The 24,085-nt window shown below is 68.5% G+C and carries 24 protein-coding genes and 3 pseudogenes; 12 read left to right on the top strand and 15 right to left on the bottom strand.

Annotated features, from left to right (window positions below):
- Window positions 1-2: 2 nt before the first annotated feature.
- Window positions 3-359, top strand: a complete 357-nt coding sequence (locus OHA03_RS40255; RefSeq protein WP_267008926.1) for a hypothetical protein — start codon at window positions 3-5, stop codon at window positions 357-359.
- Here the strand turns inward: OHA03_RS40255 and OHA03_RS40260 are convergent.
- The 4 genes from OHA03_RS40260 to OHA03_RS40275 form a co-directional block, all read right to left on the bottom strand.
- Window positions 349-1,169, bottom strand: a protein-coding gene (locus tag OHA03_RS40260) for an IS5 family transposase (RefSeq protein WP_267008927.1) whose coding sequence is annotated in 2 segments (ribosomal slippage) — window positions 349-819 and window positions 822-1,169 — 819 coding nt in all. Because the reading frame shifts where the segments join, the coding sequence is not laid out codon by codon here. The genes OHA03_RS40255 and OHA03_RS40260 overlap by 11 nt on opposite strands.
- A 247-nt stretch (window positions 1,170-1,416) precedes the next feature.
- On the bottom strand, window positions 1,417-2,643 hold the full coding sequence (locus OHA03_RS40265; protein WP_267008928.1) for a metallophosphoesterase: 1,227 nt from the start codon (window positions 2,641-2,643) through the stop codon (window positions 1,417-1,419).
- 605 nt (window positions 2,644-3,248) lie between these two features.
- Window positions 3,249-4,325: a recombinase RecA gene (recA, locus tag OHA03_RS40270; RefSeq protein ID WP_267008929.1), complete on the bottom strand. Its 1,077-nt coding sequence runs from the start codon at window positions 4,323-4,325 to the stop codon at window positions 3,249-3,251.
- Window positions 4,326-4,764: 439 nt separating this feature from the next.
- Window positions 4,765-5,958: a N(5)-(carboxyethyl)ornithine synthase gene (locus tag OHA03_RS40275; RefSeq protein WP_267008930.1), complete on the bottom strand. Its 1,194-nt coding sequence runs from the start codon at window positions 5,956-5,958 to the stop codon at window positions 4,765-4,767.
- Between the two features lie 1,384 nt (window positions 5,959-7,342).
- On the opposite strand from OHA03_RS40275, the gene OHA03_RS40280 reads away from it, so the two are divergent.
- From OHA03_RS40280 to OHA03_RS40300, 5 genes are read left to right on the top strand one after another with little or no spacing between them, the layout of a single operon-like run.
- Window positions 7,343-7,522: a hypothetical protein gene (locus tag OHA03_RS40280; RefSeq protein WP_267008931.1), complete on the top strand. Its 180-nt coding sequence runs from the start codon at window positions 7,343-7,345 to the stop codon at window positions 7,520-7,522.
- The gene (locus OHA03_RS40285) at window positions 7,519-7,875 is read left to right on the top strand and encodes a helix-turn-helix transcriptional regulator (RefSeq protein WP_267008932.1); all 357 of its coding nucleotides are present in this window, start codon (window positions 7,519-7,521) and stop codon (window positions 7,873-7,875) included. The genes OHA03_RS40280 and OHA03_RS40285 overlap by 4 nt, the downstream gene beginning before the upstream one ends.
- Window positions 7,876-7,925: 50 nt before the next feature.
- Entirely contained in the window at window positions 7,926-8,057 is a 132-nt protein-coding gene (locus tag OHA03_RS40290; protein WP_267008933.1) for a hypothetical protein, read from the top strand.
- Window positions 8,051-8,437, top strand: coding sequence for an ATP-binding protein (locus OHA03_RS40295; RefSeq protein WP_267008934.1), 387 nt, complete (start codon window positions 8,051-8,053; stop codon window positions 8,435-8,437). The genes OHA03_RS40290 and OHA03_RS40295 overlap by 7 nt, the downstream gene beginning before the upstream one ends.
- Before the next feature lie 8 nt (window positions 8,438-8,445).
- A complete protein-coding gene (locus OHA03_RS40300) occupies window positions 8,446-8,601 on the top strand; it encodes a DUF6126 family protein (protein WP_267009643.1) in 156 nt (51 codons plus the stop codon).
- Window positions 8,602-8,938: 337 nt separating this feature from the next.
- Here the strand turns inward: OHA03_RS40300 and OHA03_RS40305 are convergent, their stop codons facing one another.
- The 8 genes and pseudogenes from OHA03_RS40305 to OHA03_RS40340 all read right to left on the bottom strand — a co-directional run.
- Window positions 8,939-9,307 carry a helix-turn-helix transcriptional regulator gene (locus OHA03_RS40305; RefSeq protein ID WP_267009644.1) on the bottom strand — a complete coding sequence of 123 codons (369 nt, stop codon included), beginning with the start codon at window positions 9,305-9,307 and terminating at the stop codon, window positions 8,939-8,941.
- A 532-nt stretch (window positions 9,308-9,839) separates the two neighbouring features.
- A complete protein-coding gene (locus OHA03_RS40310) occupies window positions 9,840-10,202 on the bottom strand; it encodes a zinc ribbon domain-containing protein YjdM (RefSeq protein WP_267008935.1) in 363 nt (120 codons plus the stop codon).
- Between the two features lie 40 nt (window positions 10,203-10,242).
- Window positions 10,243-10,653 (bottom strand): anti-sigma factor antagonist, encoded by a 411-nt coding sequence (locus OHA03_RS40315; protein ID WP_267008936.1) that lies wholly within the window; start codon window positions 10,651-10,653, stop codon window positions 10,243-10,245.
- A gap of 19 nt (window positions 10,654-10,672) precedes the next feature.
- The gene (locus tag OHA03_RS40320; protein ID WP_267008937.1) at window positions 10,673-11,098 is read right to left on the bottom strand and encodes an ATP-binding protein; all 426 of its coding nucleotides are present in this window, start codon (window positions 11,096-11,098) and stop codon (window positions 10,673-10,675) included.
- On the bottom strand, window positions 11,095-11,511 hold the full coding sequence (locus OHA03_RS40325; protein ID WP_267008938.1) for a pyridoxamine 5'-phosphate oxidase family protein: 417 nt from the start codon (window positions 11,509-11,511) through the stop codon (window positions 11,095-11,097). Before OHA03_RS40325 ends, OHA03_RS40320 begins: the two co-directional genes overlap by 4 nt.
- Entirely contained in the window at window positions 11,508-13,223 is a 1,716-nt protein-coding gene (locus OHA03_RS40330) for a SulP family inorganic anion transporter (RefSeq protein WP_267008939.1), read from the bottom strand. Before OHA03_RS40330 ends, OHA03_RS40325 begins: the two co-directional genes overlap by 4 nt.
- Window positions 13,220-13,561 carry a metalloregulator ArsR/SmtB family transcription factor gene (locus OHA03_RS40335; RefSeq protein WP_267008940.1) on the bottom strand — a complete coding sequence of 114 codons (342 nt, stop codon included), beginning with the start codon at window positions 13,559-13,561 and terminating at the stop codon, window positions 13,220-13,222. Before OHA03_RS40335 ends, OHA03_RS40330 begins: the two co-directional genes overlap by 4 nt.
- Window positions 13,562-13,726: 165 nt before the next feature.
- Window positions 13,727-13,993: pseudogene (locus tag OHA03_RS40340) on the bottom strand (IS1380 family transposase); the annotation flags it as partial.
- Window positions 13,994-14,239: 246 nt separating this feature from the next.
- On the opposite strand from OHA03_RS40340, the pseudogene OHA03_RS40345 reads away from it, so the two are divergent.
- Window positions 14,240-14,891: pseudogene (locus OHA03_RS40345) on the top strand (cation:proton antiporter); the annotation flags it as partial.
- A gap of 11 nt (window positions 14,892-14,902) precedes the next feature.
- Window positions 14,903-15,082, top strand: a pseudogene (locus OHA03_RS40350) (integrase core domain-containing protein); the annotation flags it as partial.
- On the opposite strand, the gene OHA03_RS40355 reads toward OHA03_RS40350, so the two are convergent.
- Together OHA03_RS40355 and OHA03_RS40360 are read right to left on the bottom strand one after the other, a co-directional pair.
- Complete coding sequence (locus OHA03_RS40355; RefSeq protein WP_267008941.1) at window positions 15,079-16,521, bottom strand: PQQ-binding-like beta-propeller repeat protein; 1,443 nt, start codon at window positions 16,519-16,521, stop codon at window positions 15,079-15,081. The pseudogene OHA03_RS40350 and the gene OHA03_RS40355 overlap by 4 nt on opposite strands.
- Before the next feature lie 409 nt (window positions 16,522-16,930).
- Window positions 16,931-17,938 (bottom strand): glycoside hydrolase family 26 protein, encoded by a 1,008-nt coding sequence (locus OHA03_RS40360; RefSeq protein WP_267008942.1) that lies wholly within the window; start codon window positions 17,936-17,938, stop codon window positions 16,931-16,933.
- Between the two features lie 212 nt (window positions 17,939-18,150).
- Between OHA03_RS40360 and OHA03_RS40365 the strand changes: the two genes are divergently transcribed.
- Genes OHA03_RS40365 through OHA03_RS40375 form a run of 3 tightly spaced genes read left to right on the top strand, consistent with a single transcriptional unit; the run spans window position 18,151 to window position 21,995 of the window.
- A complete protein-coding gene (locus OHA03_RS40365; protein WP_267008943.1) occupies window positions 18,151-18,519 on the top strand; it encodes a hypothetical protein in 369 nt (122 codons plus the stop codon).
- A 21-nt stretch (window positions 18,520-18,540) separates the two neighbouring features.
- Window positions 18,541-20,709, top strand: coding sequence for a bifunctional polysaccharide deacetylase/glycosyltransferase family 2 protein (locus OHA03_RS40370; RefSeq protein ID WP_267008944.1), 2,169 nt, complete (start codon window positions 18,541-18,543; stop codon window positions 20,707-20,709).
- The gene (locus OHA03_RS40375; RefSeq protein ID WP_267008945.1) at window positions 20,706-21,995 is read left to right on the top strand and encodes an acyltransferase; all 1,290 of its coding nucleotides are present in this window, start codon (window positions 20,706-20,708) and stop codon (window positions 21,993-21,995) included. Before OHA03_RS40370 ends, OHA03_RS40375 begins: the two co-directional genes overlap by 4 nt.
- A gap of 614 nt (window positions 21,996-22,609) precedes the next feature.
- On the opposite strand, the gene OHA03_RS40380 is transcribed toward OHA03_RS40375, so the two are convergent.
- A complete protein-coding gene (locus OHA03_RS40380; protein WP_267008946.1) occupies window positions 22,610-23,344 on the bottom strand; it encodes a dienelactone hydrolase family protein in 735 nt (244 codons plus the stop codon).
- Between the two features lie 438 nt (window positions 23,345-23,782).
- Here OHA03_RS40380 and OHA03_RS40385 point away from each other — a divergent pair, with 438 nt between their 5' ends.
- Complete coding sequence (locus tag OHA03_RS40385) at window positions 23,783-24,082, top strand: hypothetical protein (RefSeq protein WP_267008947.1); 300 nt, start codon at window positions 23,783-23,785, stop codon at window positions 24,080-24,082.
- Window positions 24,083-24,085: the final 3 nt, after the last annotated feature.

Raw genomic sequence — 24,085 nt, forward strand, 5'->3', positions numbered from 1 at the left:
GCATGAGCTACGACCTAGCTGTCTGGGAGGGCGATCGGCCGGCGGGTGACAGGGCCGCCCGCCAGATCTTCAGCGACCTGTACGACCGCTACCTCGACGGTGAGACAGGAGAGCCAGCGTCCGAACGCATCGCGAGCTACGTCAGTACCCTTCTTGAGCGGTGGCGCGACATCACCGAAGACGAGGAGGAGACCTCGCCCTGGTCGGTCGGGCCGTTGATCGACAGCGCAAGTGGTCCGCTCATCTACTTCGGGATGAGCTGGAGCATGGCTGAGGAAGCGTCGGCCTACTCGGCAGCTCTCGCGGAATCGCTGGGACTGGTCTGTTTTGACGTCCAACAGGACCGGCTCAGGCCATGAGTGGGGCAGTCAATCGGCGATAGCAGATGAGGGTTGCGGCTATGCCGACGAAGGCTAGGAAGTGCTCGGGTTTTTGTTCGTAGCGGCGGTGGAGGCGTCGGCAGCCGGCCAGCCAGGAGACGGTTCGTTCGACGACCCAGCGGTAGCGGCCAAGCCGTTGCGAGGACTCGACGTCTCTTCGGGCGATGCGGTGGCGTATGCCGCGTCCACGAAGCCATCGCCGCAGGTGGTCGTAGTCGTAGCCCTTGTCCGCGTGCAGCTTCGCCGGTCGCCTGCGGCGCGGGCCGCGGCGGGAACGGATGGGCGGGATCCCACGGACGAGCGGTTCCAGGCCCTGGCTGTCGTGCATGTTGGCGCCGGAGATGCCCAGTGACAGTGGCAGTCCGTTCCGGTCCGTGACCAGATGGATTTTCGATCCCAACTTGCCACGGTCGGTCGGATTCGGTCCCGTCAGAAGCCCCCTTTTGCCGCCCGGACACTGACGGAGTCGATTGCGCACCGGGACCAGTCCAACTCGCCCCGGGCCCCGAGTTCGTCCAGGACAACGCGGTGGAGCCGGGCCCAGACCCGGTCCGCACTCCACTGGACGAACCGCCGGTAGACCGTCTGCCAGGCCGCGCCGAACACCGGCGGGAGCTGCCTCCACGTACAGCCCGAGGTGGCCACGAAGACGACTGCTGCCAGGACTTCACGATCACCGGCCCGTCGCCGGCCCCCGCCCTGCGGACGCTTCACCTCCGTGGGCGGCACCACCCGCCGGAACAGCACCCACAGCTCATCCGGCACCAACCGCTCAACCAGATCCGTCATGCACAGCTCAACGAGCACTCACGCCATAAGAAACGGCGTCTTAAGCGCAGCGGACCGATTCTGTCCGGTGGGTGTGGCAGGACAGCACGCTGAACGGCCGCGGCAATGTCACGTACGGCCTCCAGTTGCATTTTCCGGTGGTACACGACGCGATTGAGGAAGCCCGCGAAATCGTCCGTTGCCTCAAACGCTAGGCGGCCCGGGAGATCTTCCACCTGGTCACGGACAGCTGCAGCCAGGACCCCGCTCATAGGGGCTGTGTTGGAGGCCGCTGCGGGGAGCGGAGTACGAGCAGGGTGATCTCGCTGGGGGCGAAGACGCGGAACGGCGGGCCCCAGAAACCGGTGCCGCGGCTGGTGTAGAGGAGGGTGCGGGTGCCGTGGCGGCTGAGGCCGGCGAGGGCGGGTTGGTCGATGCGGACGAGGTGGTGGAAGGGCCAGATCTGGCCGCCGTGGGTGTGGCCCGAGAGTTGGAGGTCGATGCCGCCTGCTGCGGCCCGGTCGACGAACTTGGGCTGGTGTGCCAAGAGCAGGACGGGCAGGTCGGGGTCGGCGCCGTTCAAAGCTCCGTCGAGGTGGGCGCGGTGGCCGGCCAGGCCGGAGGACTCGGCGGTGACGTCATCCACGCCGGCGACCACAAGGGTGTCGCCTCCGCGTTCGAGCAGCAGATGACGGTTGCGCAGCGGCTCCCAACCCAGCTCGTCCATCAGATCGACCCAGCCCTGGGCCTCGCTGTAGTACTCGTGGTTGCCGGTGACGTAGACCCGGGCCCGGGTGGCTCGCACGGTGCCGAGCGGAGCGGCCTGGGCACGGCGGCGTTGGGCCGTGCCGTCCGCGATGTCGCCGGTGTGGCAGACCAGGTCGGCCTCCAGGGTGTTGACCTTCTCGCAGACCCGCACCGACCAGCGGGCGCGGTCGAGCGGGCCGTAATGGGTGTCAGTGATGAGGACGACGCGGGTGCCGTCCAATCCGGCTCCCAGCCGCGGGATTTGTACGTCGAGCTGGCGCACCCGTGGCACCCGGCGGGCCTCGGCGTACCCCCAGGCGAGCAGCCCGGCGGCTACGCCGAGGACCACCCAACTGACGATCCGGGCCCGGCTCTGCCCGGTGCCTACGCCGGCCACGGTCAGGGCGAGGCGCAGCAGGACGCCGAGCAGGACGGACCAGGTGAACAGTACCCAGCTGGCCCCAAGGAGGGTGTCTCCGACGATCGCCGCCCAGTCCTGCTGCCGCCGGCCGTGGCCGCGCATCATCGCGAGCGGCATGGCGACCAGACCGAGGACGAACAGGGCGGTGCCGCCCAGCGCCACGGGGAGCGGCCAGTGCTGGCCGGCGTGCAGCAGCACCCAGCAGGGCACAGTCCACAGCAGGACGGGGGCGATCAAAGGGATGTAGCGCATCAGGCGGCGCAGTCGACTCTGCTGGGTCGCATGAGTTGCACCGTCCGCGGATCGGGCTTCGCTGGTGTCGGTCACGCTTCCCCTCCTCAAGTAACCAGACTGCCGGCGCGCACTGTACCCGGTCGTCCTAGTGACCTGAGTCGGAGATTCGTTGAATAGGTGGCGACCTTGTCGCCTCGAGCTGAACCCCGGCGCGCCCTGCAGCGCTTTGGTGGCCATCTGCGCGGTGGCGGCGACCTGGGCGTCGATCGGACCGAGTCCGGAGTCGACCAGCGAGCCGATGTGGACGGGCCGGTCCGGCGGCGCGCCCAGACAATCTCGTTCTGGCTTGCCTCGGGTGTCGACCCCGCGGAGTGTGTGCGGCGGGCCGGGCAGGGCATGCAGGTTCTCTTCCGCTGCTACGTCAAGTTCCTGGCCGAGGCGCGGAATCATGTCCACAACTGGATTGAGGAGTCGATGCGGCGATGGGAGGGGCCGGCGCTGGGACGTCGTAGTCATCGACCGGGACAAGGCGCCCGTCGGGCAGTCGGTGACGGCCGACCGCTCTGCTTGACGCCGCCGAAGGGCATGCGCACCGTCCCCTGCTGGAGAAGCTGGCCCAGGCCACCGGGGCGTCCGAGCGTGCCGCGATGCTGGACGCGTCGGAAGCCTGACCTCCGGCCGGGCCGCGCCCATGCCTGTCAGGCGGCGCTTCCCGCCGAGGTTCGGGCGGTATCAGGGACCGGGACGGTGCCCGTGTCCTCGGCGACCGCGGCCATCGCCGATACCCCGATTCCGAGCTTCTCGAGGATCTTCTTCTCGATCTCGTCGGCGAGATCGGGGTTGTCCTTGAGGAAGTTGCGGGCGTTCTCCTTGCCCTGGCCGAGCTGGTCGCCCTCGTAGGTGTACCAGGCGCCCGCCTTGCGGACGAAGCCGTGTTCCACGCCCATGTCGATCAGACCGCCCTCGCGGCTGATGCCCTGGCCGTAGAGGATGTCGAACTCCGCCTGTTTGAACGGCGGCGCGACCTTGTTCTTGACGACCTTGACGCGGGTGCGGTTGCCGACGGCGTCGGTGCCGTCCTTCAGCGTCTCGATACGACGGATGTCGAGGCGCACCGATGCGTAGAACTTCAGCGCCCGGCCACCGGTCGTGGTTTCCGGCGAGCCGAACATCACACCGATCTTCTCGCGGAGCTGGTTGATGAAGATCGCCGTCGTCTTCGTCTGGTTGAGCGCGCTGGTGATCTTGCGGAGTGCCTGGCTCATCAGACGGGCCTGCAGACCCATGTGGGAGTCGCCCATCGCGCCCTCGATCTCGGCGCGTGGCACCAGGGCCGCGACGGAGTCGATCACGATCAAGTCGATCGCGCCGGAGCGGATCAGGATGTCGACGATCTCCAGCGCCTGTTCACCGTTGTCCGGCTGGGACAGGATGAGGTTGTCGGTGTCGACGCCGAGCTTTTTGGCGTACTCCGGGTCCAGCGCGTGCTCGGCGTCGATGAACGCCACCGCGCCGCCGGCCTTCTGTGCGTTCGCTACTGCGTGCAACGTCAGCGTCGTCTTGCCGGAGGATTCCGGCCCGTACACCTCCACGACACGGCCGCGCGGCAGTCCGCCGACGCCGAGGGCGACGTCGAGTGCGGTCGATCCGGTGGGGATCACCTCGATGGGCTCGTTGGGCCGCTCGCCGAGGCGCATGACCGCGCCCTTGCCAAACTTCCGCTCGATCTGTGCGAGCGCGGTGTCCAGCGCCTTCTCGTGATCGGTTCCTGCCATGAGCTTCACCCGGTCCGATTGAGTGGCACGCCGCACGTCGGAGAACGTGAGCGTCTAGTGCCGACAACGGACGTGTCGGATATCCCAAAAACGAACATCCGAGCGATTTTCGTGTCCAGTGAAAGGTACCAAACCGAGGGAAGCGGGACGGGTCGCGCGCCGGACCGCTCCGGACGTAGACCGCGCCGCCCGCTTCCCCTCGCTGAACCACGGCGTCGTCGAATGTCGTCACTGCTTCCGAGAATGCGTTCCGCCGGCTTCGTGACGTACGAGACCTCGCTGCGGCGGGCCCCTCGTTGGCCTGAGGCGTACTCAGGTGGCCGTGCCGATCACGAAGCCGCAGTCACGCTGCCCTGCTGTCTCTCGGTAACAGTGAACGGCAAGCGTCCCAGACCGCATGGCAGTGCCGTCGTGCCGAGGTCTGCGAAGGCCGGTGCGGCTACTGGGGGTAGAAGCTTGACCAGACCTCTGAGCTCAGCGGAGTCGCCGGGACCTCGGGAGCGTGGGGGTAGGCGGCTGACCGGTGCTGGAAGGAGAGGATCTTCGGGTTCTGGACGACGCCGTCGCGGATCTCGATGGCCTTTCTGACCGTGACGTCGTTGTCCCATGCCGCGGGGCCGCTCATGACCTTGCGCAGGTAGGGAAGGAGCGCCTCGCTGATTTCCCAGGTGGCGGAGTTCCACAGATGGGACGGGCTGTGATCCACCGCGTAGTAGTGGCAGCCCGACCCCACCGCGGGCATGGGCTCGCCGAAGGTGGTCGGGCGGGCCCATTCGAAGCCCATGCCCTCGTCGCAGGCGACGTCGATGAAGAAGGTCCCCGGCCGGAACAGGGCGAGTTCCTCGTCGGTGACGAACATGAGCGGCGCGTCGGTGTCCTGCAGGACACAGTTGACGATGATGTCGAACCCGGCCAGGTACTCCGCGAGCGGCACGGAACCGGCCGCAGTGAATGCCCGCAGGCGCGACGGATCGTCCTCCTGCTCCTCGAAGTGGCCCATCACGACCGAGGACATCGGCGAGGCCACCGCTGCGGCGGCGCGCTGGGTGAGCACTGTGACGTCGGAAACCCCCATGGCGCCCAGGCCCGTGACCGCTCCGCGCGCCGTGGCGCCGAAGCTGATGACCACCGCGCGCAGGCGGCGTCCGTAGCTGCCGGTCAGCCCGCCGAGCTGCAGGGCGTGCAGCACCGAGCAGTAGCCGGCGAGCTCGTTGTTCTTGTGGAACACATGGACGCTGAAGGCGCCTGTGGAGGTCCAGTGGTTCATGGCTTCCCAGGCGATTAGGGTCAGCCGTCGGTCGATGCCGATCTGGGTCATCTTCTCGTCCTGCACGCAGTGAGGCCATCCCCACAGCACCTGACCCTCGCGCAGCTCGGCGATGTCGTCGTGCATCGGTTTGGGCAGCAGCACGACGTCACACTCGGCGAGGAGTTGCTCGCGGGAGCGCAGGCCGGCCACGAGTGGTCGCAGCGCGTCGTCGGCAACGCCGAACCGTCGGCCGTAGTCCTGTTCGAGGAAGATCCTCTCGCGTATGTCGGGAGCGATCCGGTCGAGGTGGCGGGGGTGCAGCGGCAGCCGGAACTCGTTCTCCTTGTGGGAAGAGGCGAGTACTCCGAGACTCATCAGGCTCATGTGGGGCGGCTCATTTCCGGCCGGCTGCGATGTGCTCCGGCCTTGCCGTTCCCCGAGGGCGACGCCGAAATGGATGACGGCATGCGAGGTGCGCTCGGTACCGCCACCGTACTCCGCCGTTCCGGCCTCGGAACGCCCATGGCCATCTTCTACTCCTTGCCGAGGCGAGCGAAAGCCTGCGTGACGTCCGGGCTGGTCCACGTAACCGTGCTCCTCGAGTACCAGCAGGTGCTCGGCGGGTCTCGCCGGCGCGTGCCGTCCCGTGGGCTTGGGAGACGAGCGTGGTGGTCAAAGCTGATGCTTGGGCGGCGATGTAGAGGACCGGTGCTGCCTTCGAGCGTTGGCTGGAGCGAAGCCGTGGAAACTCCAACCGCCTTGCGGCCGCAGTTGTGCTGGGGCTGATCGGGTACGCGACGCGGCGTGGCGGTCTATCGGCACGCTGTGGCGGGCCGGTCTGGGTGGCGGAGGCGATCTTTGTGGGCGACGAGAATCCGGTGCGCCGAATGTTTTTGCAGTCCCGCGGCCCGACGCGGCAGCCGACGTTGCTGCGTTCATAGGCTCCATGACCCCGGACGGGGCCTCCTTCGAGCGGGGTCAGGTCGGAGCATGGGGCAGCGGATGCCCCGTTGACTGAACGAAGTACGGAGGTAATGCAGTTCAGGGGCGGATGGGGTCTTCGGTCGCTATGGTCACCGGTCGTGATGAACAACGTTCCCGGACGGAGTGGGGATTGAGGAACACGCTTGTCGGATCGTGCGCTACGGCCCAGGTCGGTCCGTTGTCGCAGTTACGCGGCTGGTTTCACGCGGCGCGGGGCGTCCCGGACCCGCAGTTTGTGACCTGCGCGGTGGACGGTACTTCGGGCTTGCCCTGTGGTGGAGGCGTAGCTTCTCGTAGGCAGAGGTGGTCCAACATGCCGTCTTGAGTGGTAGGCGTACGCCTCGCCGGGGCGGGCTGCACCGAGATGGGGACGCGTTCGTCGGCCCAGGTCGTCTTACCGACTTCCGCCGGTGCCGTTGGTCTCGTGTGGGGGTGGCTGGACTGGTCTTCAGGCTGACCTCGATCTCGGCTTCGAGTTCCTTGCGGGCTTCCTCGGTGGCGGCGTCGTTCTTCAGCCGGTGCATCGGGCCCTCGTCGCGCCGCTCGGATCCGCTGCGGATCGCGCGCAGGGAGACTCGGTTGATCAGCGGGATGAGGGACGCGAAGTGCCCAGCTCTGGACTGTCAGCGGCGTCTACGGCTGGTTGAGGACGGTCGCGTTCGGCCAGTGGGCCGCAGGCGCAGGGCGAACTCTCGGCCCGGGCAGGTGGTGCTTGGTCTAGAATTGAAGAGTTCTGCAATTTATTAGTTACTGAGTCAGTCAAGTGTCGTGCGGGGGAGTGACCGTGGGCGGGTTCGCCGAGGCGGTACGAGAGCGCATCCGCGAGGCGCGGGCCCGGCTGAAGGCCGCCTTGGAGACCGAGGACGCCTTCGAGGTGGCGATGGCCGAGGACGAACTCGAGGACGCCCTCCGCATGGCCCACAAGTACGGCATCAACACGGGAGACGAAGTGAGCGAGCAGTGAACGCGACGACGGTGCCGCTGTATCAGGCGAAGGCCGAGTTTTTCCGGATGCTGGGGCATCCGGTGCGAATCCGGGTGCTGGAACTGCTGCAGGACGGGCCGCTGCCGGTCCGTGACCTGCTTGCGGCGATCGAGATCGAGCCGTCGAACCTCTCGCAGCAGCTGGCCGTGCTGCGCCGGTCCGGAATCGTGAGCGCGACCCGGGAAAGTTCGACCGTGGTGTACGAACTGGCGGGCGGGGATGTGGCGGAGCTGCTGCGGGCCGCCCGGCGGATCCTGACGGTGATGCTGGCTGGGCAGCAGGATCTGCTGGCTCAGCTGAACGACCCCGGTACCGAAGCGGCTGCGCCGTGAGGTGGGGGCATGGCGGGCATGAGCAGGGTGGGGTGCGGACGCTGCCGCATGTGAACCGGCACGCGATCACGATGCCTCTGGTCCCGTCCTCGGTGCGGATCGCCCGCATCAGCACGGCGGAGGCACTCGTCTCCTTCGGTGTCGCCCCGGACTCCTCGCCGCCGCGGTTCTGCTGGTGGTGAGTGAACTGGTCTCCAACGCGGTGCGGCACGCGGCCGAGCAGTCGCCGGACGCAGAGGTGACGGTGACCGTGGCTGCTGGGCAGCTGGTGATCGGGGTCGGTGACCAGGATCCCCGCATGATCGACCTGGCTTCGGGTACGGCGGGCGAGGGCCTGCGCACAGTGGTCGAACTGGCCGCCGCCTACGAGGGTGACGTCAGCGTCGAGCCCGCCGCACGGGGCAAGACGGCCCTGGTCCGCTTGCTTCCAGCTCCCGGGCACCCGGCGATGAGCACGGGCGGGGAGGACACTTCGGTGCGCTTCGAGATCACTTACCTGAACGCGGACGACGACCCGGCAGTGGGCACCGGCGTAGGCCAGGCGACGGGAGGGACGCGGTGAGCGACGACATGAAGGTCCCTGCTCCGGCAGACACCGAGCGGGACATTGAGAGATGGAAGGAGAGGGGGGTTGCCCTGCGCGCCTTCGTCTATATCTTCGGCACGCACCTGTTCGCGGGATTTATCTGGCTGCTGTTCTACGTGGGCGAGCACGCCCACAAGTGAACGCGGCACACGCGGGGGAGGGCGCAGAGAGAAGCACGGGACTGCGCCACCCCGGCCCTCCGCCTGCTTGGCCGCTGCGCCGGCCTTGGTGGTGCCGTACCACTGAGCGTTGTGGCCCAGGCCGCAGCAGGGGCGACGGCGGCATCCGGGCGAGCCATCCGAGAGATGGGGCGGACCGCTGGTGGTGGTGCCCCACCTGGTAACCCGCTACCGTCTGCTCCCACTGTCCGCGTCGTAACCCACCGCATTCGAGGTGGAGAACGGACTCCCCCCGCTGTCCAGAGCGCGGAAGAGTTTTTCCTTCGGGAGACGGCCGCCGATCACCAGGGGCCGCGGTCTAGGACGACCTGCGCCGCCGGGTTGGGGGCGTGGTGTCGGGTTCGGCAGCCTTCAAGTCGGCCAGCAGTTCGGCCTGACCCGTCAGTACACCGGACAAGATGCTTCGCGCGACCCGCAGCAGCTCCGCCACCTGGGGATTGGCCAGCGAGTAGTAGACCGCCGAGCCCTCCCGGCGGGGGACGACGAGGTTGGCTCGGCGCAGGACGGCCAGCTGCTGGGAGAGGTGGGCCGCCTCCACGCCGACCTCGAGCAGCATTTCGGACACCGCGTGCTCACGCTCGCTGAGAAGTTCCAGCACCCTGATCCGTACCGGGTGGCCCAGGGTTTTGAAGAACTCCGCCTTCAGCTGGTACAGCGGCGCGCTCACTGCACCCGCCCCGCGCAGATAGGGGCCGCCGGGGTGCCGGACGGCCGTTGTCGTGCGTGCACCATGCATCGCGTCCACCCAAAACTCTTCGCCATGGGGACATCCTCGCGCCCTCACACATACATGATGATCTCGGGAATTAATAAGATTAGCAATTATGAAAGCCGTGAGAGGCCAGGCGCGCATGCCACGACAGCCTGGCTCCGACAGAGCCCTTCTGACGTACCCGCCCTGCCGTCTCAAATGCCTGTCGGCGAGGACGGCGACTGCCCGCGCTGCGGCCACGGCCACCTGGTGCGTGCGGGCATCCTGAGCGGAAGCACTTGGGGGCCCAGAGGGAAGCCGCATTCTTGGATCCTGCCCGCCGCGTGTCGGGCAGGCCTCAGCCGCAGCGACCTGGACACAGCTCTGGAGGCACTGGGCGCGGCCCGCGGTCAAGAACTCGATCCCCTGGCGTGCGCAGGGTCCCGCCCTCCGCCGAGGACGGGACCACCTAGCCATGTAGTTCGTCCCCAGTGGGCCGAAGTGCGGGTCAGGCTTTCTTGACCACGCTGGACTTGAGCTGCATGGAGCCGAACCCGTCGATCTTGCAGTCGATGTCGTGGCCGTCCGCACCGTCCACGAGACGGATATTGCGCACCTTGGTGCCGGCCTTGATCCCGCTCGGGCTGCCCTTGACCTTCAAAGTCTTGATCACGGTGACTGTGTCGCCGTCGACGAGCACGTTGCCGACCGCATCCCTGATCGTCGCATCCTCGCGGTCGTCCGCAGGTCCGGTGGACGTGGGCGACCACTCGTGGCCGCACTCGGGACAGATCAGGAGCGCGCCCATCTCGTAGGTGTACGCGCTGGAGCATTCGGGGCACGGCGGTAGTGCCTCGGTTGCATCGCTCATGGTGTTTCCTTGCCTTGTTCGTTCCTGTGCATCTCTTACATCAGGTGTTATGCCGCCGCGGTGCGCCCTTTGGGCCACGCGTCGCTGCACCACTGCCGCTGCCACCGACCATCGCCCGGTGAGCAGCAAGAGCTGAGGGCAAGTCGCAGTGCACGGGGATCGGTGGATGGGTGCCCTCTGGGACCAGGGAGCCGTCGGAAGGGATCGCGGCGAGTTCCAGGCGCCGTCCCACCTGGGCGAGTTGGCGGGCTGCCTGGGCCACGGCCATCTGTCCGCCGACGGACCAGCCGCGCAGTTCGGTCAGGTCGAGGATGACCGGTCCGGTGCCCCGGGGCAGGACCCAGCCGATCGCTCCGGTGAACCGGGCGACCGCCGCCTCGGGTCCCAGGTGCCCGGCCAGGGAGAGAACGCCCAGATCGGGGTGGATGGTGTAGTGCCACTCCATGGTCATCGGCTGCTGTCTCGGTCTTTCACAGGGGGAGGGTGATCCAGATGCTTTTGCCCTTGCCGTCCGCGTCGCCCCGGATGACGGCGGTGCCGCCCAGGCCGAGGGTGAGTTCCATGACGGTGCCCAGCCCGCTGGCACCGGTCGCGGTGATCGCCGAGAAGAGCAGGGGTTGGTAGGGGTGGCGGTCGTGGACGGCGAACGCGAACGTGTCCTGACCGGCCGCGTAGATCACGGTGACATTCGGGGAGAGCGCGGCGGCGTGTTGGACGCTGTTGGTCACCAGCTCGGACAGGATCAGCAGTGCTGGGTCCACGGTGGGATGCCGTCGACTGACGCCCCACTCGGCAAGGACCTGCTCGGTGGTCTCACGGGCGATCCGCACCGCCGAGCCCATCGTGGGCAGGGTCAGCACATGCCGCAGGGGCAGGGTTTCGAGCTGGGCGCTCACCGGACGGCCTCGGCGTGGGCCAGGCGGAACCCGGTCACCGTCTGCGGGCGGATCCGCACCAGGGTGTCGTGCGGGCTGTGCGCCCAGCCGGGCAGGGTGCGGCGGTAGTGGCCGGCCTCATCCGGATCGGTGATGATCTCGGCCGGTCCCGTGGCGGTCACGGTCCAGCCGATCCCGCCCGTCGTCTTGATCTCGGCCGCGTGATAGGTGAGCGATGGCCGGCAGGCCAGAGCGGTGGCCTGTGCGGGCGTACGCACGATCAGACGCCCGTACTCAAGGATGTGGACGGCCGGGCGGACCACAGGGATCTCGCGCTGGACGTACACCAGGTGCCCCTGGGCGGCGCCTTCGAGCAGCCACAACGCCTCGGTGCCGGGCACTTCGACCATGCGGCGGGAGACGGGGGTGGTCATCGGGAAGCTCCTTCGGTGACAGGGACACCGGGCAGGAGGCCGGCCTGGTGCAGGTGGGCGCGGGCCCCGGCGATGGCCTCCGGCGTGGTGGCGTACTCCCGGCCCTCCAACCGGAGCAGGTCCAGCGCACCGACCGATTCGAGGGCGCGCCGCTGGCCGGGGCGTACCCCGGAGGTCATCACGGCAATGCCGCGCCGGTTCAGCTTCTGCACGGCGTCCTTGAGGACCAGGGCGCCGGTGGCATCCATCGTCGACACCCTCGCCATCCGCAGGATCACCACACGGACGTCAGCGACCTCGGAGAGCTCCAGGAGGAAGCGGTGGGCACCGGCGAAGAACAACGGCCCGTCGATCCTGTACGCGACGATGTGCTCCGCCAGCAGCGCGTACTCCTCCTCACTGTGCTCACCGGGCAGATCGGCTGTGAAGTCGACTTGGTCCAGCCGCGCCTGGAGGGCAACCGCCCGCAGCGCCAGCGCACCGGCCACCACCAGGCCGATGATGACTGCGTAGACGAGGTCGAGCGCAAGCGTGGCGACGGCGGTCAGCACCAGGACGATCGCGTCCGAGCGAGTCGCGCGGACCATCGCCCGCAGCGCACCGACCTCCACCATCCGGATCGCGGTCGCCAACAGCACCCCGGCCAGCGCAGCCAGAGGGATCTTGGAGACGAGAGGGGCGGCCGCGAAGACAATGACCGCGAGGACGGCGGCGTGGGTGAGAGCGGCGAGGCGGGACCCCGCGCCGGTACGGACGTTGACAGCGGTACGGGCGATCGCCGCGGTGGCGGGGACTCCGCCGAACAAAGGGGCGGCAAGGTTCGCGATGCCCTGCCCGAACAGTTCCTTGTCCGGGTCGTGCTTCTGCCCCACCGTCATCCCGTCCGCGACGGTCGCCGACAGCAGCGACTCCAACGCGGCCAGCGCGGCGACCGCGACGGTCGGGGCGAGCAGCGAACCCAGCGTGGACAGGTCGAGAAAGGCCAGCGACGGCGCGGGCAGCCCGGACGGCAGGTCGCCGATCGGGGCGGCCGCGTCCAGGTGGAAGAGCTGGGCGGCGAGCGTTGCGGCGACGACCCCGATGATCGAGAACGGGATGGTGGGGCGCCACCGGGCGCCGAGCAGCATCACGGCCGCCACGGCGAGGGCCAGGGCGACCGCGGTCCAGTTCGGGGTGCGTACGAACTCCTCGACGGCCCGCCAGGTCACCACCAGGACCTTGTCGCCCTCCGGCTTGGCCACCCCGAGCGCGTTGGGGACCTGCTGGAGACCGATGACGCAGGCGATGCCGAGGGTGAAGCCCTCCACCACCGGGGCCGGGATGTAGCGCATGTACCGGCCGGCCCTCAGCAGGGCGAGCGCCATCAGCAGAACACCGGCCATCAGCCCGACGGTCAGCACCCCGCCCGGCCCGTACTCGGCGACGATCGGTACAAGGACGACCGTCATCGCCCCGGTCGGCCCGGAGACCTGGAGGTTGGAGCCGCCGAACAGCGCGGCGAGCGCGCCGGCGACCACGGCGGTGGCGAGTCCGGCCTCGGCGCCGAGCCCGGAGGAGACGCCGAAGCCGAGCGCGAGCGGCAGCGCGACGATCGCGACGGTGAGGCCGGCGAGCAGATCGCGGCGCGGGTTGCGGCCCATGACGGCGAAATCGGCGCGGACGGGCAGCAGCGACCGCGCCCGGTGCAAGGAGCGAGCAAAGAGTGTACTCACCGTGCCGAGACCTCGGCTCCCCGCAACTCGGCCAGCAGCTCGTTCTGCCCGGCCAGCATCTCCGTCAGGATCCGCCGCGCAGCCCGCATCAACTCCGCGACATCCCCGCCGGCCAGCTCGTACACCACGGTCGAGCCCTCACGGGCCGAGGTCACGATGCCCGAGCGGCGCAGCACGGCCAGTTGCTGGGACAGCGCGGAGGGCTCCACCTCGATCGCCGCGAGCAGGTGGCGCACCGGCATCGGCCCGCCCTGCAGCAGCTCCAGTACGCGTATGCGGACCGGGTGTCCGAGCATCCGGAAGAACTCGGCCTTGGCCTGATACAGCGGAACCGGCACGGTCGCGGACTCCCTTCACCACCCCGATACCCCGGGGTGTCATCTGGTGCCATGCCCGCGGCTACCTGCGGACACGGCCAACACAGCATGTAATGAATTGCAGAATTTCGCAATTCGTAGATTCGTTGAGAGCTCGGCTGTGCGGAGAGGAGGCGGGTCGCCGCCGACCACGGCGGCCAGAGGTGTGGAGACGATTCCCAGCAGCGCGTTGAGGCGCCTGACCTTGCTGTATCCGTACCTGGCACACTGCTTGGCGTAGCCGTGGGTGCGGCGGATCGTATCGTCGATGTCTACGTAGGCGACCTGGTCCGCAGCGGGCAGCAGCGGAGGGCACGAGGCCAGGCGGGGCAACAACCGGCAGGCCACGGCGTGCAGTTGCTTGACATGCCCGTGCGTGAAGGAACGCAGAAACGACCCCAGCGTGGACGGGGCCTGCACACCGTCGGGGGGCACGTCCGCCCGCTCGACGACCTCACCCACCGTGCGGTCCTGGACTGGCTCGACCACCGCCGCAGCCGCTGGCCGAACACGGCCAACCCCCACCTGCTGATCACCCCGCCACCCTGGAACGTCTCACCGCACCGGAGCTCAGGCACAGCGTGGCGACCACCGCTGGCAGCAGGTGGCCGCCGGCCGCCCCGGACCAGGCACCGCTCAAGGAAAGCGGTCGGCACCCGGACCTCCTCGTTGCTGTTCCTTGTCGGCGGGGCATTGGTCAGTGACGGCTTCCTCGGTCTGATTCACATCACGCCGGGCAGTGACATCGTCGGGGTCACTGCGGATCTCGCTCTGTTCGCGGTACTTTTCACCGACGGAATGTACGTCTCCTTCCCGAAGCTGCGCGCGAACTGGAAGAACCCGGCGCGGGCTTTGGGCCTGGGTATGCCGTTGGCTCGTCGGCATGGCCCTGGTCACGCACTACGTGATGGGTCTGGACTGGACGACGTCGTTCCTGGTCGGCGCAGTACTGGCGCCGACCGACCCGGTGTTCACCTCGGCAATCGCCGGACGCAAAGAAGTGTCAGCCGAGCTGCGGCAGTTGCTGAATGTCGAGAGCGGCATCAACGACGGCCTCGCACTGCCCATCGTCCTGGTCCTCATCGCCGCCGCCGGCCACGCCGCCGGCCACGTCGAGGCCTCGCTCGGCAAGATCGCCCTGGAGCTGGGCCTCGGACTGGGACTCGGCATCATCCTGCCGCTGCTCGTCATCAGCCTCGTCCGTTTTCGACTTCTGGGCGCGGAGCCCAAGCTGCAGCCATTGCTGCCGCTCGCCATCGGGATCACTCTGTACGGGCTGTGCTACCTCACCCACGCCAACCCCTACCTCGCCGTTCTCCGTACCGCTTCAACCGCACCCTGCTGGAGGAATGGGCCTACCTGCGGCCCTACACCACCAACACCGAACGCACCGCGGCCCTGGCAGACTTCCGCCACATCTGCAACCACCACCGCTGGCACACCGCACTCGACGGCAAGCCACCGATCAGCCGAGTCAACAACGCTACGGGTCAATACAACTAGCGGAAGAAGTGGACGCCGCCGCTCGTGCCCAGAGCGTCGAGTTCCAACACCCCGCCGTCAGGCGTCACGTACACCGTGCCCGCGGCGAAGTGCTGGTGATCGGCGGCCGGCAGGGCCGCGGCCACGGTGGCGTGCCCGGTCCGCGGGTCGAGCTTCACCAGTCGGGGGGCGGCGGCCGGTCCGGCGACGGCGTAGATCCGGTCGTCCCCGACGGTGGCCGTGGCCAGGGCGGTGGCGTGGTAGCTCCAGAGCTTGGCTCCGGTGGTGGTGTCGAACGCGTCGATCTCGCCACCACCGGCTGTCTGGGCCGGGGTGACCAGGACGGTCCCGACGAGCCGGGCGGAGTGGTCGGCCGCGACCCCGTTCCCGGGCGCGATCTCAGTGTTGCCCACCGCCAGTTTGCGGCTGCGCCCGGACGGTGCGAAGACCCGCACGCTGTCCTGCCCGGCCTTGTGCACCGAGGCGATCAGCGGCGATCCGGAGAAGACGTGGGCCAGATCGGTGTGGGCGTCCTGAGTCTGACTCCAGAGCACCTTCCCGGTCCTGCCGTCGTATGCGGTGAGGGTGAACAGGTGCTTGCTGTCGGCGCAGTAGTCGTCGACCACGATGATCCCGTCGGCGCCCCAGTCGTAGGCGTTGCAGTAGTACCCGCGCGGGCGGAAGCCCCAGACCCGGTGGCCGGTGCGCACGTCCAGGCCCCCCAGGAAGTTCTCGCTGACGATCGTGGCGACATCGCCCTGCAGGTAGGTCCGGGCGGACATCGCCGTGGGGTGTGCCGAGTCGACCAGCGGCATGGTCCACAGGATTGTCCCGGTGGAGGTGTCGATGCCGGCCAGGGCAGTGCAGGAGTTGCTGTCCTTACCGAAAGCGACCGTGCCGTGGCCCTCGGCGGTGAGCGTCGGAGACATCGCGCACGGGCGGGATCCGCTCTTCGCCGCGTTCGGCGGCAGCGCGGCGCTCCACACCACGCTGCCGTCGGTCAGGTCGTAAGCCGTGACACCGGCCCGGGTGCTCGCGCGGATCAGCAGCTTGTCGGTGAGCCAGCTGCCGATCAACTCGTCGTCTGCGGCAGACGGGGGTATCTGCCACACCGGCGCCAGGTGTTTCGACGCCGCGGGGACGGCCTCCTCCCGGTGCAGGGCAACAGCCGCAGCTCCGCCGGCCACGGCGAGCACAGCAAGGGTGAGCAGGATCCGCCCGGCGCGCCGACCGGTCCTGCGGGCCGGCTGTGGCTGGGCCGACGGCAGCGACTGCGCGGCGACAGCCACCGGAAAGGGCAATCGCTCGGGACCGAGAACCGCCGTGGACACCGGGATTGCCGCGGAGGTGGCCGCGCGAGCGGCGGCAGCCGTCGGTGCCACCGGGACCGACGGGCCGGCCGCGGAGGTACGGTTCTGCCGGACGGCCTCGCCGCGCGCCCGGTCCTGCGGGTGTGGCACGCGCGGACCATCAACGGCGCCTGCCGACCGGTGCGGAGCGGACCGATCGTTGCCGCGCACGGCGGGTGGTGCAGCCGGGGGCCGATCGCTCCCCGGCGCGAGGGGCGACACCTCCGGCCAGTCGTACGTGCGCGACTCGGGGCGCGTACCGTCCTCGCGCTCCGGCGACTGCTGCCCGTACGGTGCGGGGCGCGGCGTGCCGCCGATGGGTCGGCGGGGTCTGAAGGCCCAGCCGACGTCCTCCTGGGGAGCCCCCTGCTCCGACGAAGGTTCCGGTGTCATTCCCGCACTTCCACTCTGCTTGCTCGTGATCGGTCCTGCCCGGTGTTCTTCGACGCCGTCCGTGCTGCCTTGCACGTTGCCGGGAGGCTCGGGCCTGACCGGTCGGCTCGGTCCCGCTGCGCCGTCCTCAGCCCTTCCCGAAGGAGTGACCGAAGTGGTAGCGCTTCGATTCCGTCCGGAAGGCCGCCCGGGCGCCCACCGAGGTGTCGATCCGCCAGTCCATCAGCTGCGAGCTGCCCGGCCAGGACTTGCGCTGGTCATACCAGACCAGCCCGATCACGTCGGCCTTTGCCGCGCCTTGGAACAGGTCACGCACCTGTTCCTCCTTCCGGTCGCTCTCTGCCACTCCGGTCTCGGTGATCAGCACCGGTTTGTCGGAGAAGCGTGCGATCTCCCGGAGGGTGGGCGCAAACAGGCTGGAGAACGCGACGCCGTCGACCGGGCCGTAGTAGCCGATCAGACCGATCCAGTCGACGTAGGAGTCCCCGGGGTAGTAGGGCCGGAGCTTCGCGGTGGTGCCGCTGTCGACGACGTGCGGGTTCCACACCCAGATGACGTTGGTGACACCGAGGCTGCGGAAGATGTCGTGGACGTGCTTCCAGGCGGCGACGAAGTCGGCGGCCGTGGCGTTGCCCGGACCCCATGAGTTCCAGGGGCCGTTCATCTCCCCGGCGAACGACAGCGCCAACGGGCCGTGGTAGGCCGCGATCTGTCGCGCCAGGCGGCGGATGTAGGCGTCGTCGTAACCGCCACCGATGTCGGTGAGCGAGGTGTCGGACGGCACCAGTGCAAGCATCGGCAGCTGCCCGTGCTGCCACAGGAAGGTGTTGCCCTCCGGGTCGAAGTCGTCGCCCCAGGAGCTGTAGTACTCGCGGATGTCCGGCGCGCGCCCCGCCTGCCCGGCGAAAGTCTTCACAATGCCGTACTGCCACGGCGTCTTGTCGTCGACGACGCCGAGCATCCGGTCCGATGGGTGGAGCATCGACGAGACGTCGAACGGGGTGGTCGGCGCACTGGTAGTGGCCTCAGGCGAGCGGTGGCCGGACCCCTTGCCCCCGCAGGCGTACACGAGGAACAGCACGGCGACGGTGAGCACGGCGGCAACCGAGCAACCGGGTCGAAGGGTTCTGGCCATGCACGCGGGGTCCGATCGGGCTGGTGACGATGTTCGCGACCAGGATCCTACGAGAACGAGGCCAACTCGGCGTATTTTCATATCATTAAGATCACGTGAGCAGGATAGATCGTGACAAACAGACCGACCTCGCTGCCATTTACCGTTTCACCACACTATTTTCGACTCTCGGAGTCAGCGGCGACGCGATCAAGGAAAGCTCGAGGCCCTCGGTGACCAGCACTCTGACAGAGGTCGAGGCCTCGCCCGTGTTCGTGGACCGGACCGGGCGGCGTGGCCGCCGCCTGCGCGGCCTCGGCTGGGTCTTCGGTGTCGCCTTCGTCGGTGCCGCCGTGGCGATGATTTCCGGCCTGCTCGGAACCCAGTCCCAGGCACCCGCCTTCGAAGTGCCGGACACCGCCGACACCGCGCCACCCGGTCGGTACGTGAACGCTCCACTGCCCTCACCACCGGGGAAGGCGAACCGCAGCACGGGCTCCCCGGCCACCACCGTGACGACGCCGACCGCCCCAGCCACCGCGACCGCCAGTAGGACAGAGACCGCCAGCGTCCCCACCGCTGTTTCGAACCCCGCCCCGTAGCAGCGCAAGGACCAGGAACCCATGTCCCGCCACCAACGCCCACGGCAGTCCGTCCTGCGTCCGCGCAGGCTCGCGGCGCCGCCCCTGCGCTTCTTCCTGCCGCTGACCGTGCTGGTGACCCTGCTGGCACTGATGGTGCTGCGGGGCATGGCCAACAACGAAGTCTTCCACGACGATCGCATCGGGGTGTCGGTGGACAAGGGCACGGTGCCACGCAGCGTGCTGGAGGGCGGTCCCGTCGTTGACACCCGCGGGGCCAGGACAGACGACCCGGTCAGCTACACCATCCCCGACAAGACCGTGGTGCTGAGCTTCGACGACGGCCCGTCGGCCCAGTGGACGCCCAAGGTCCTCAAAGTGCTTGCGGAGCAGCACGTTCGGGCCGACTTCTTCGTCACCGGCTCGATGGCCACGCGCAACCCGGCGCTGATCCGCGAGATCGTCGCCGATGGTCATGAGATCGGTCTGCACACCTTCACCCACCCTGACCTGGCACTGCACAACAGCACCCGGCTCACCTGGGAACTGGGTGAGACACAACTGGCGCTGGCCGGCGTGGCAGGCATCCATACCAGCCTGTTCCGGCCGCCGTACTCCTCCACCGTCGACGCCCTCGACGACTGGTCGTGGCCGGTGACCAAGGAGGTGGGGTCGGACGGATACCTCGCGGCCTTCATCGACAAGGACACCGACGACTGGAAGCGCCCAGGCGTCAACGCCATCGTCCAAGCCGCGATGCCGGACCTCGCCGGCCAGGGCGAGATGATCCTGCTGCACGATGCGGGCGGAAACCGGACGCAGACCCTGGCCGCACTGCCGATGATCATCCAGAAGCTCAAGTCCGAGGGATACACCTTCAAGACCATCGGCGAGGCGCTGGGAACCGGCTCCGCGAACACCCGGGTCAGCGGCTACACGCTCTGGGCCGGCAAGGCGTTCGTGTGGTGCACCGCCTTCTCCGTGGGGCTGATGCCGTGGCTGGTGGTGCTGCTCGCAGTGGTCGGCGTCCTCGTCTTCGCCCGGTTCGCGCTGATGCTGGTCCTGTCGCTGGTGCACGTACGCCGCACCCGAAAACCGGGCTTCTCCTGGGGCGAGCCGATCACCGAGCCGATCACCGTGGTCGTCCCCGCGTACAACGAGCAGGAGTGCATCACCAACACCCTGCTCTCGCTGGCCAGAAGCGACCACCCGGTCGAGGTGATCGTGGTGGACGACGGGTCCACCGACGGCACCGCGGCGTTGGTGCAAGACATGGACCTGCCGATGGTCCGGCTGATCCGCCAGCCGAACAGCGGTAAGCCGACCGCACTCAACACCGGGGTGGCAGCCGCCTCGCACGACCTGATCGTGATGATGGACGGCGACACCGTCTTCGAGCCGGCGACTGTCCGCGAGTTGGTGCAGCCCTTCGCCGATCCGCGGATCGGCGCGGTGGCGGGCAACGCCAAGGTCGGCAACCGGGACACCCTGATCGGTGCCTGGCAGCACATCGAGTACGTGATGGGCTTCAACCTCGACCGGCGCATGTACGACGTGCTGGACTGCATGCCGACGATCCCCGGCGCGGTCGGTGCCTTCCGCCGCCAGGCGCTGCAGCAAGTGGGCGGCATGAGCGACGACACCCTCGCCGAGGACACCGACGTGACCATGGCCCTGCACCGGGCCGGATGGAAGATCGTCTACGCCGAGAACGCCCGCGCGTGGACGGAAGCGCCGGGCAGCATGAGCCAGCTTTGGTCCCAGCGATACCGGTGGAGCTACGGCACCATGCAGGCGATGTGGAAGCACCGGCACGCGGTCCTGGAGCGCGGGCCCGGCGGGCGCTTCGGGCGGGTCGGGCTGCCGTTCGTGGCGCTGTTCATGGTGCTCACCCCGCTGCTCGCACCGGCCATCGACATCGCCATGGTCTACGGCGTGTTCTTCGTCAACCCGTACAAGAGCCTCGGCGCCTGGTTCGCCGTGCTGGCCCTGCAGGCGTTCTGCGCGTGGTGGTCCTTCCGCCTGGACCGGGAGAAAGCCTGGCACCTGGTCACACTGCCGGTCCAACAAGTGGTCTACCGGGTGCTGATGTACATGGTGCTGCTGCAGTCCTGGATCACCGCGCTGACCGGAGGCCGACTGCGCTGGCAGAAGCTGCGGCGCACCGGCGAGGTCGGGTTGGACGTCACCACGGGGGCGATACCGTCATGAGCACCGTCGAACCGGGTGCGGTCGCGGCGGCCGACCCCACTGCGACCGTCCCCCTGCGGGTCGTCCTCCTACCTCCGATACCCGCACAGAGCCTTCCGTCGGACGTCCGCGAGCACGGGACCGAGCACGCTCCCGCAGCGCCCCGCCCACGCGGCAGCCGCGACCGCTACCTCGACCTGCTACGGGCCCTGGCTCTGATCCGGGTGGTGATCTACCACAATTTCGGCTGGACCTGGCTGCCGCTGCTCTTCCCGTCCATGGGCGTGATGTTCGCGCTGGCGGGCTCGCTCATGGCTCGGTCCCTGAGCCGTCCCGCGTTGGGCGTCATCCGCGGGCGGTTGCGCCGCCTGCTGCCACCGATGTGGATGTTCGGCGCGATCGTGCTGACCGCGATGATCATCGACGGGTGGGGCCCGAACTCCGAGGGCCATCCCCGCTGGTGGTGGGGCGAGCTCGCCTTCTGGGTGCTCCCGCTGAGCACCCCGCCCTTCGCCGACACCGTGCACGGCTTCGGCGGCCATCTGCCGTCCAGTTGGGCCGAACAGATCGTCGTCCCGCTGTGGTACCTGCGGGCCTACCTCTGGTACGTCCTTCTCTCGCCGCTCATGCTCAAGGCCATGCGCCGGCTCCCCTGGGTGACGCTGGCGGTACCGCTGGTGCTGTCGGCGGTCCTCAACTCCGGACTGGTCGACCAGTCCGGCCGGCTGATGGAGACGGCCACCGACTTCACCACCTTCGGTTCCTGCTGGCTGCTCGGCATGGCACACCACGAGGGCGTGCTGCGCCGGATCCCGCAGTACGTCGTGCCCTCGATCGCGCCGCTGGTCCTTGCGGCCGGTTTCTGGTGGCTGCAACAGTCGCCGGTCGACGACCCCCGGATCGGCCCGGACCTGGAGGCGGCGCCGCTGGCACAGGCCGTCTGGTCCTTCGGCTGCGTCATGCTGCTGCTCCATCTCAGCCCCTCGTGGGAGCAGTGGCCTCGGCCACTGGAGCGGTTCAGCGGCGTAGTCAGCCTGCTGAACTCCCGCGCGGTCACCGTCTACCTCTGGCACTGCGTCGCGCTGGTGCTCACGGAGCCGCTGATCGACCCGCTGTGGAACAACGACTTCTGCTACACACACCTGCGCTGGCTGCTGTCCAGCCAGTGGTTTCCCCTGCTGGTTGCTGTCCCGCTGATCGTGCTGGCGCTGCTGCTCTTCGGCTGGGTGGAAGACGTGGCGGCCAAGCGCAGCCCGCGGCTGTTTCCCTACCCGCAGCGGGCGAAGGGTCGACGGCGTGCCCAGTAGGGCGTGGTCCGGGAGGTGTAACGGTGGGTAGCTCCTGGTGGCAAGTGGGGCAGCGCCGGCTTCAGGTCGCGCGCCGATCTGTGACTTGCTGACGACTTGGCAGATTGCTCAGACCGGCGTCGTTCGTCCTGCTGCCACTTCAGCGCGTGTCCGGCATCCTCGGGGATTTGGCACCGCGGCGGTCGACGGCATCACGGTCTGGGTGTTCGCTACCACGCTGCCCCGCCTGCAGGTGCTCTCCGACTTCGGGCGCAGGGCCGGGCGCGGGGTGCTGTCGAGCTGCCGGGTTCTGGGCGGGACACACCCGACCCGTGCGTCCGGGTCCAGATCCACTGAGATTTCCAGCGTCACAGCGTCTCGGTTCTTCTGGCCGCTGCAGGTCACAGGCATCACCAGGGACCAGATCATCTGAGACGGGACACCGGGGACGCCCCGGCGGCGACGGTGAGTAATTCCGCCGCGCCGGCCGAAAGCTTCCAGACGAAGTCGGCCTGCTCGTCGGCCATCCTGCGTTCGGCGGCCGGGCGGGCCGGCCATGCCGACATCGGTGTGGCCCGCCGAGCCGTCTGCTGGTCGCAGCCGTGTACTTCAGGTTTGGTTCCCGAGCCGGAGCCTCAGCTGTTGGCCAGTGTGCGGTCGAGGAGGGGGAGCAGGCGGTCCCAGTGGCGCTGCAGTCCGGCGGGGTCGAAGGCGTCGGTGTCGGACATGGTGAACCCGTGGACGGTGTCGGGGTAGATCTCGGAGGTGTAGTTGATCTTCGCGGCGTCCAGCGCCCGGTTGAGCTCTCCCAGGGCCTCGGGCGTCAGGTCGCTTTCGGCGTGGCCGAAGTGGACCTGGGCGGTGATCTCGGCGAGGGTGTCGGGCCCGTCCGCACCCACAGGACCGTGGAATGCGGCGACGGCGGCCACCTGGCAGGGGTGGGCCGCGGCGGTGCGCATCGCCAGGAGGCCGCCTATGCAGTAGCCGGTCACCGCGACCGGCCCGGCGGCGACCTCGGGCTGGGTGGTGAGGAACCTGAGGTAGGCGTCGGCGTCACGCAGTACGCGTTCGGCGGTGTGTGCCTCGATCAACGGCATCAGCTGGGCCATGAGCGCGGGCCGGACCTCTTCTCCGATGCGGTCGGGAAGTTCGATCAGCGGTGCCGGGCCGTGCCGGTAGAAGAGGTTGGGGACGAGTACGTAGTACCCGTGCCCGGCCAGTTCGCGGGCCATCTCCCGCAGCACGGGCCGGATGCCGAAGCCGTCCGCGTACATCAGCACCCCTGGGCGCCGCTCGCCGTGGTCGGGGAAGGCGGCGAAGGCGTCGGCCTGGCCATCCGTGGTGGGAATCTGCAGCGTCTTGGTGGGCATGAGTTCTCCTGTCGTGGTTGATGTGTCGAGGCTGTGATCAACACGACGGAGGTGGAGCCCGCGCAGCAGCGCAAGATCCTCGATCGAACAGCGGGCCCACACCGGCCCGTACGGCGCTCAGAAGAGCACCGGGTCACCAATCCGTGTGTGGCGCAATGCCGTCCCGGTATTCATGACCGCACAGCGTAGCCCACCGGGCAAAAGCCGACGCGAACACCTCAGTCCACAGTGCGGTTCACGAGAATGATGTCGGCCAACCCCCGGATCCTGAACCCGGGCTGTCAAGGGGAGGCTGATCTGTTGGCCTCTGCTCGTGCTGGTGCCGTCCGGGATCGTGCGTATCTGATGCAGTGGCGGATGGAGCCGTATGTGATCAAGCAGTCGTGGTGGTCCATGAGCTCTGTCCAGATCTGCCGTCCGTTGCGCCCTCTGCCAATCATGCTCTCGACCAGGTCGGCTAGTTCGCCGCTGATGGGGTCGGTCGTCTGGTCTGTGATGGTCGGGCGTGGGGTCTCCGCCGAGCCCGGAATCATCTGCGGCGAGGATGTGGATGACTGGCTCGACGACTGGGGTGACGGGGCACTCCTGTTCCTCGACCATGTCCGTACGGTCGGCCACACAGAGGAGGACCGCAGCACCCGGCGCGAGTTGGCGTTGAAGTGGAGCGAGGCGCAGCACCACGAGGCAGCGGTGGGCGGTGCCGCGGCCACCGCCACGACCCGGTCGGCGCGCGACTGATGG

Origin of the sequence: Streptomyces sp. NBC_00154 (assembly GCF_026342835.1) — a bacterium.
Taxonomy (GTDB): Bacteria; Actinomycetota; Actinomycetes; order Streptomycetales; family Streptomycetaceae; genus Streptomyces.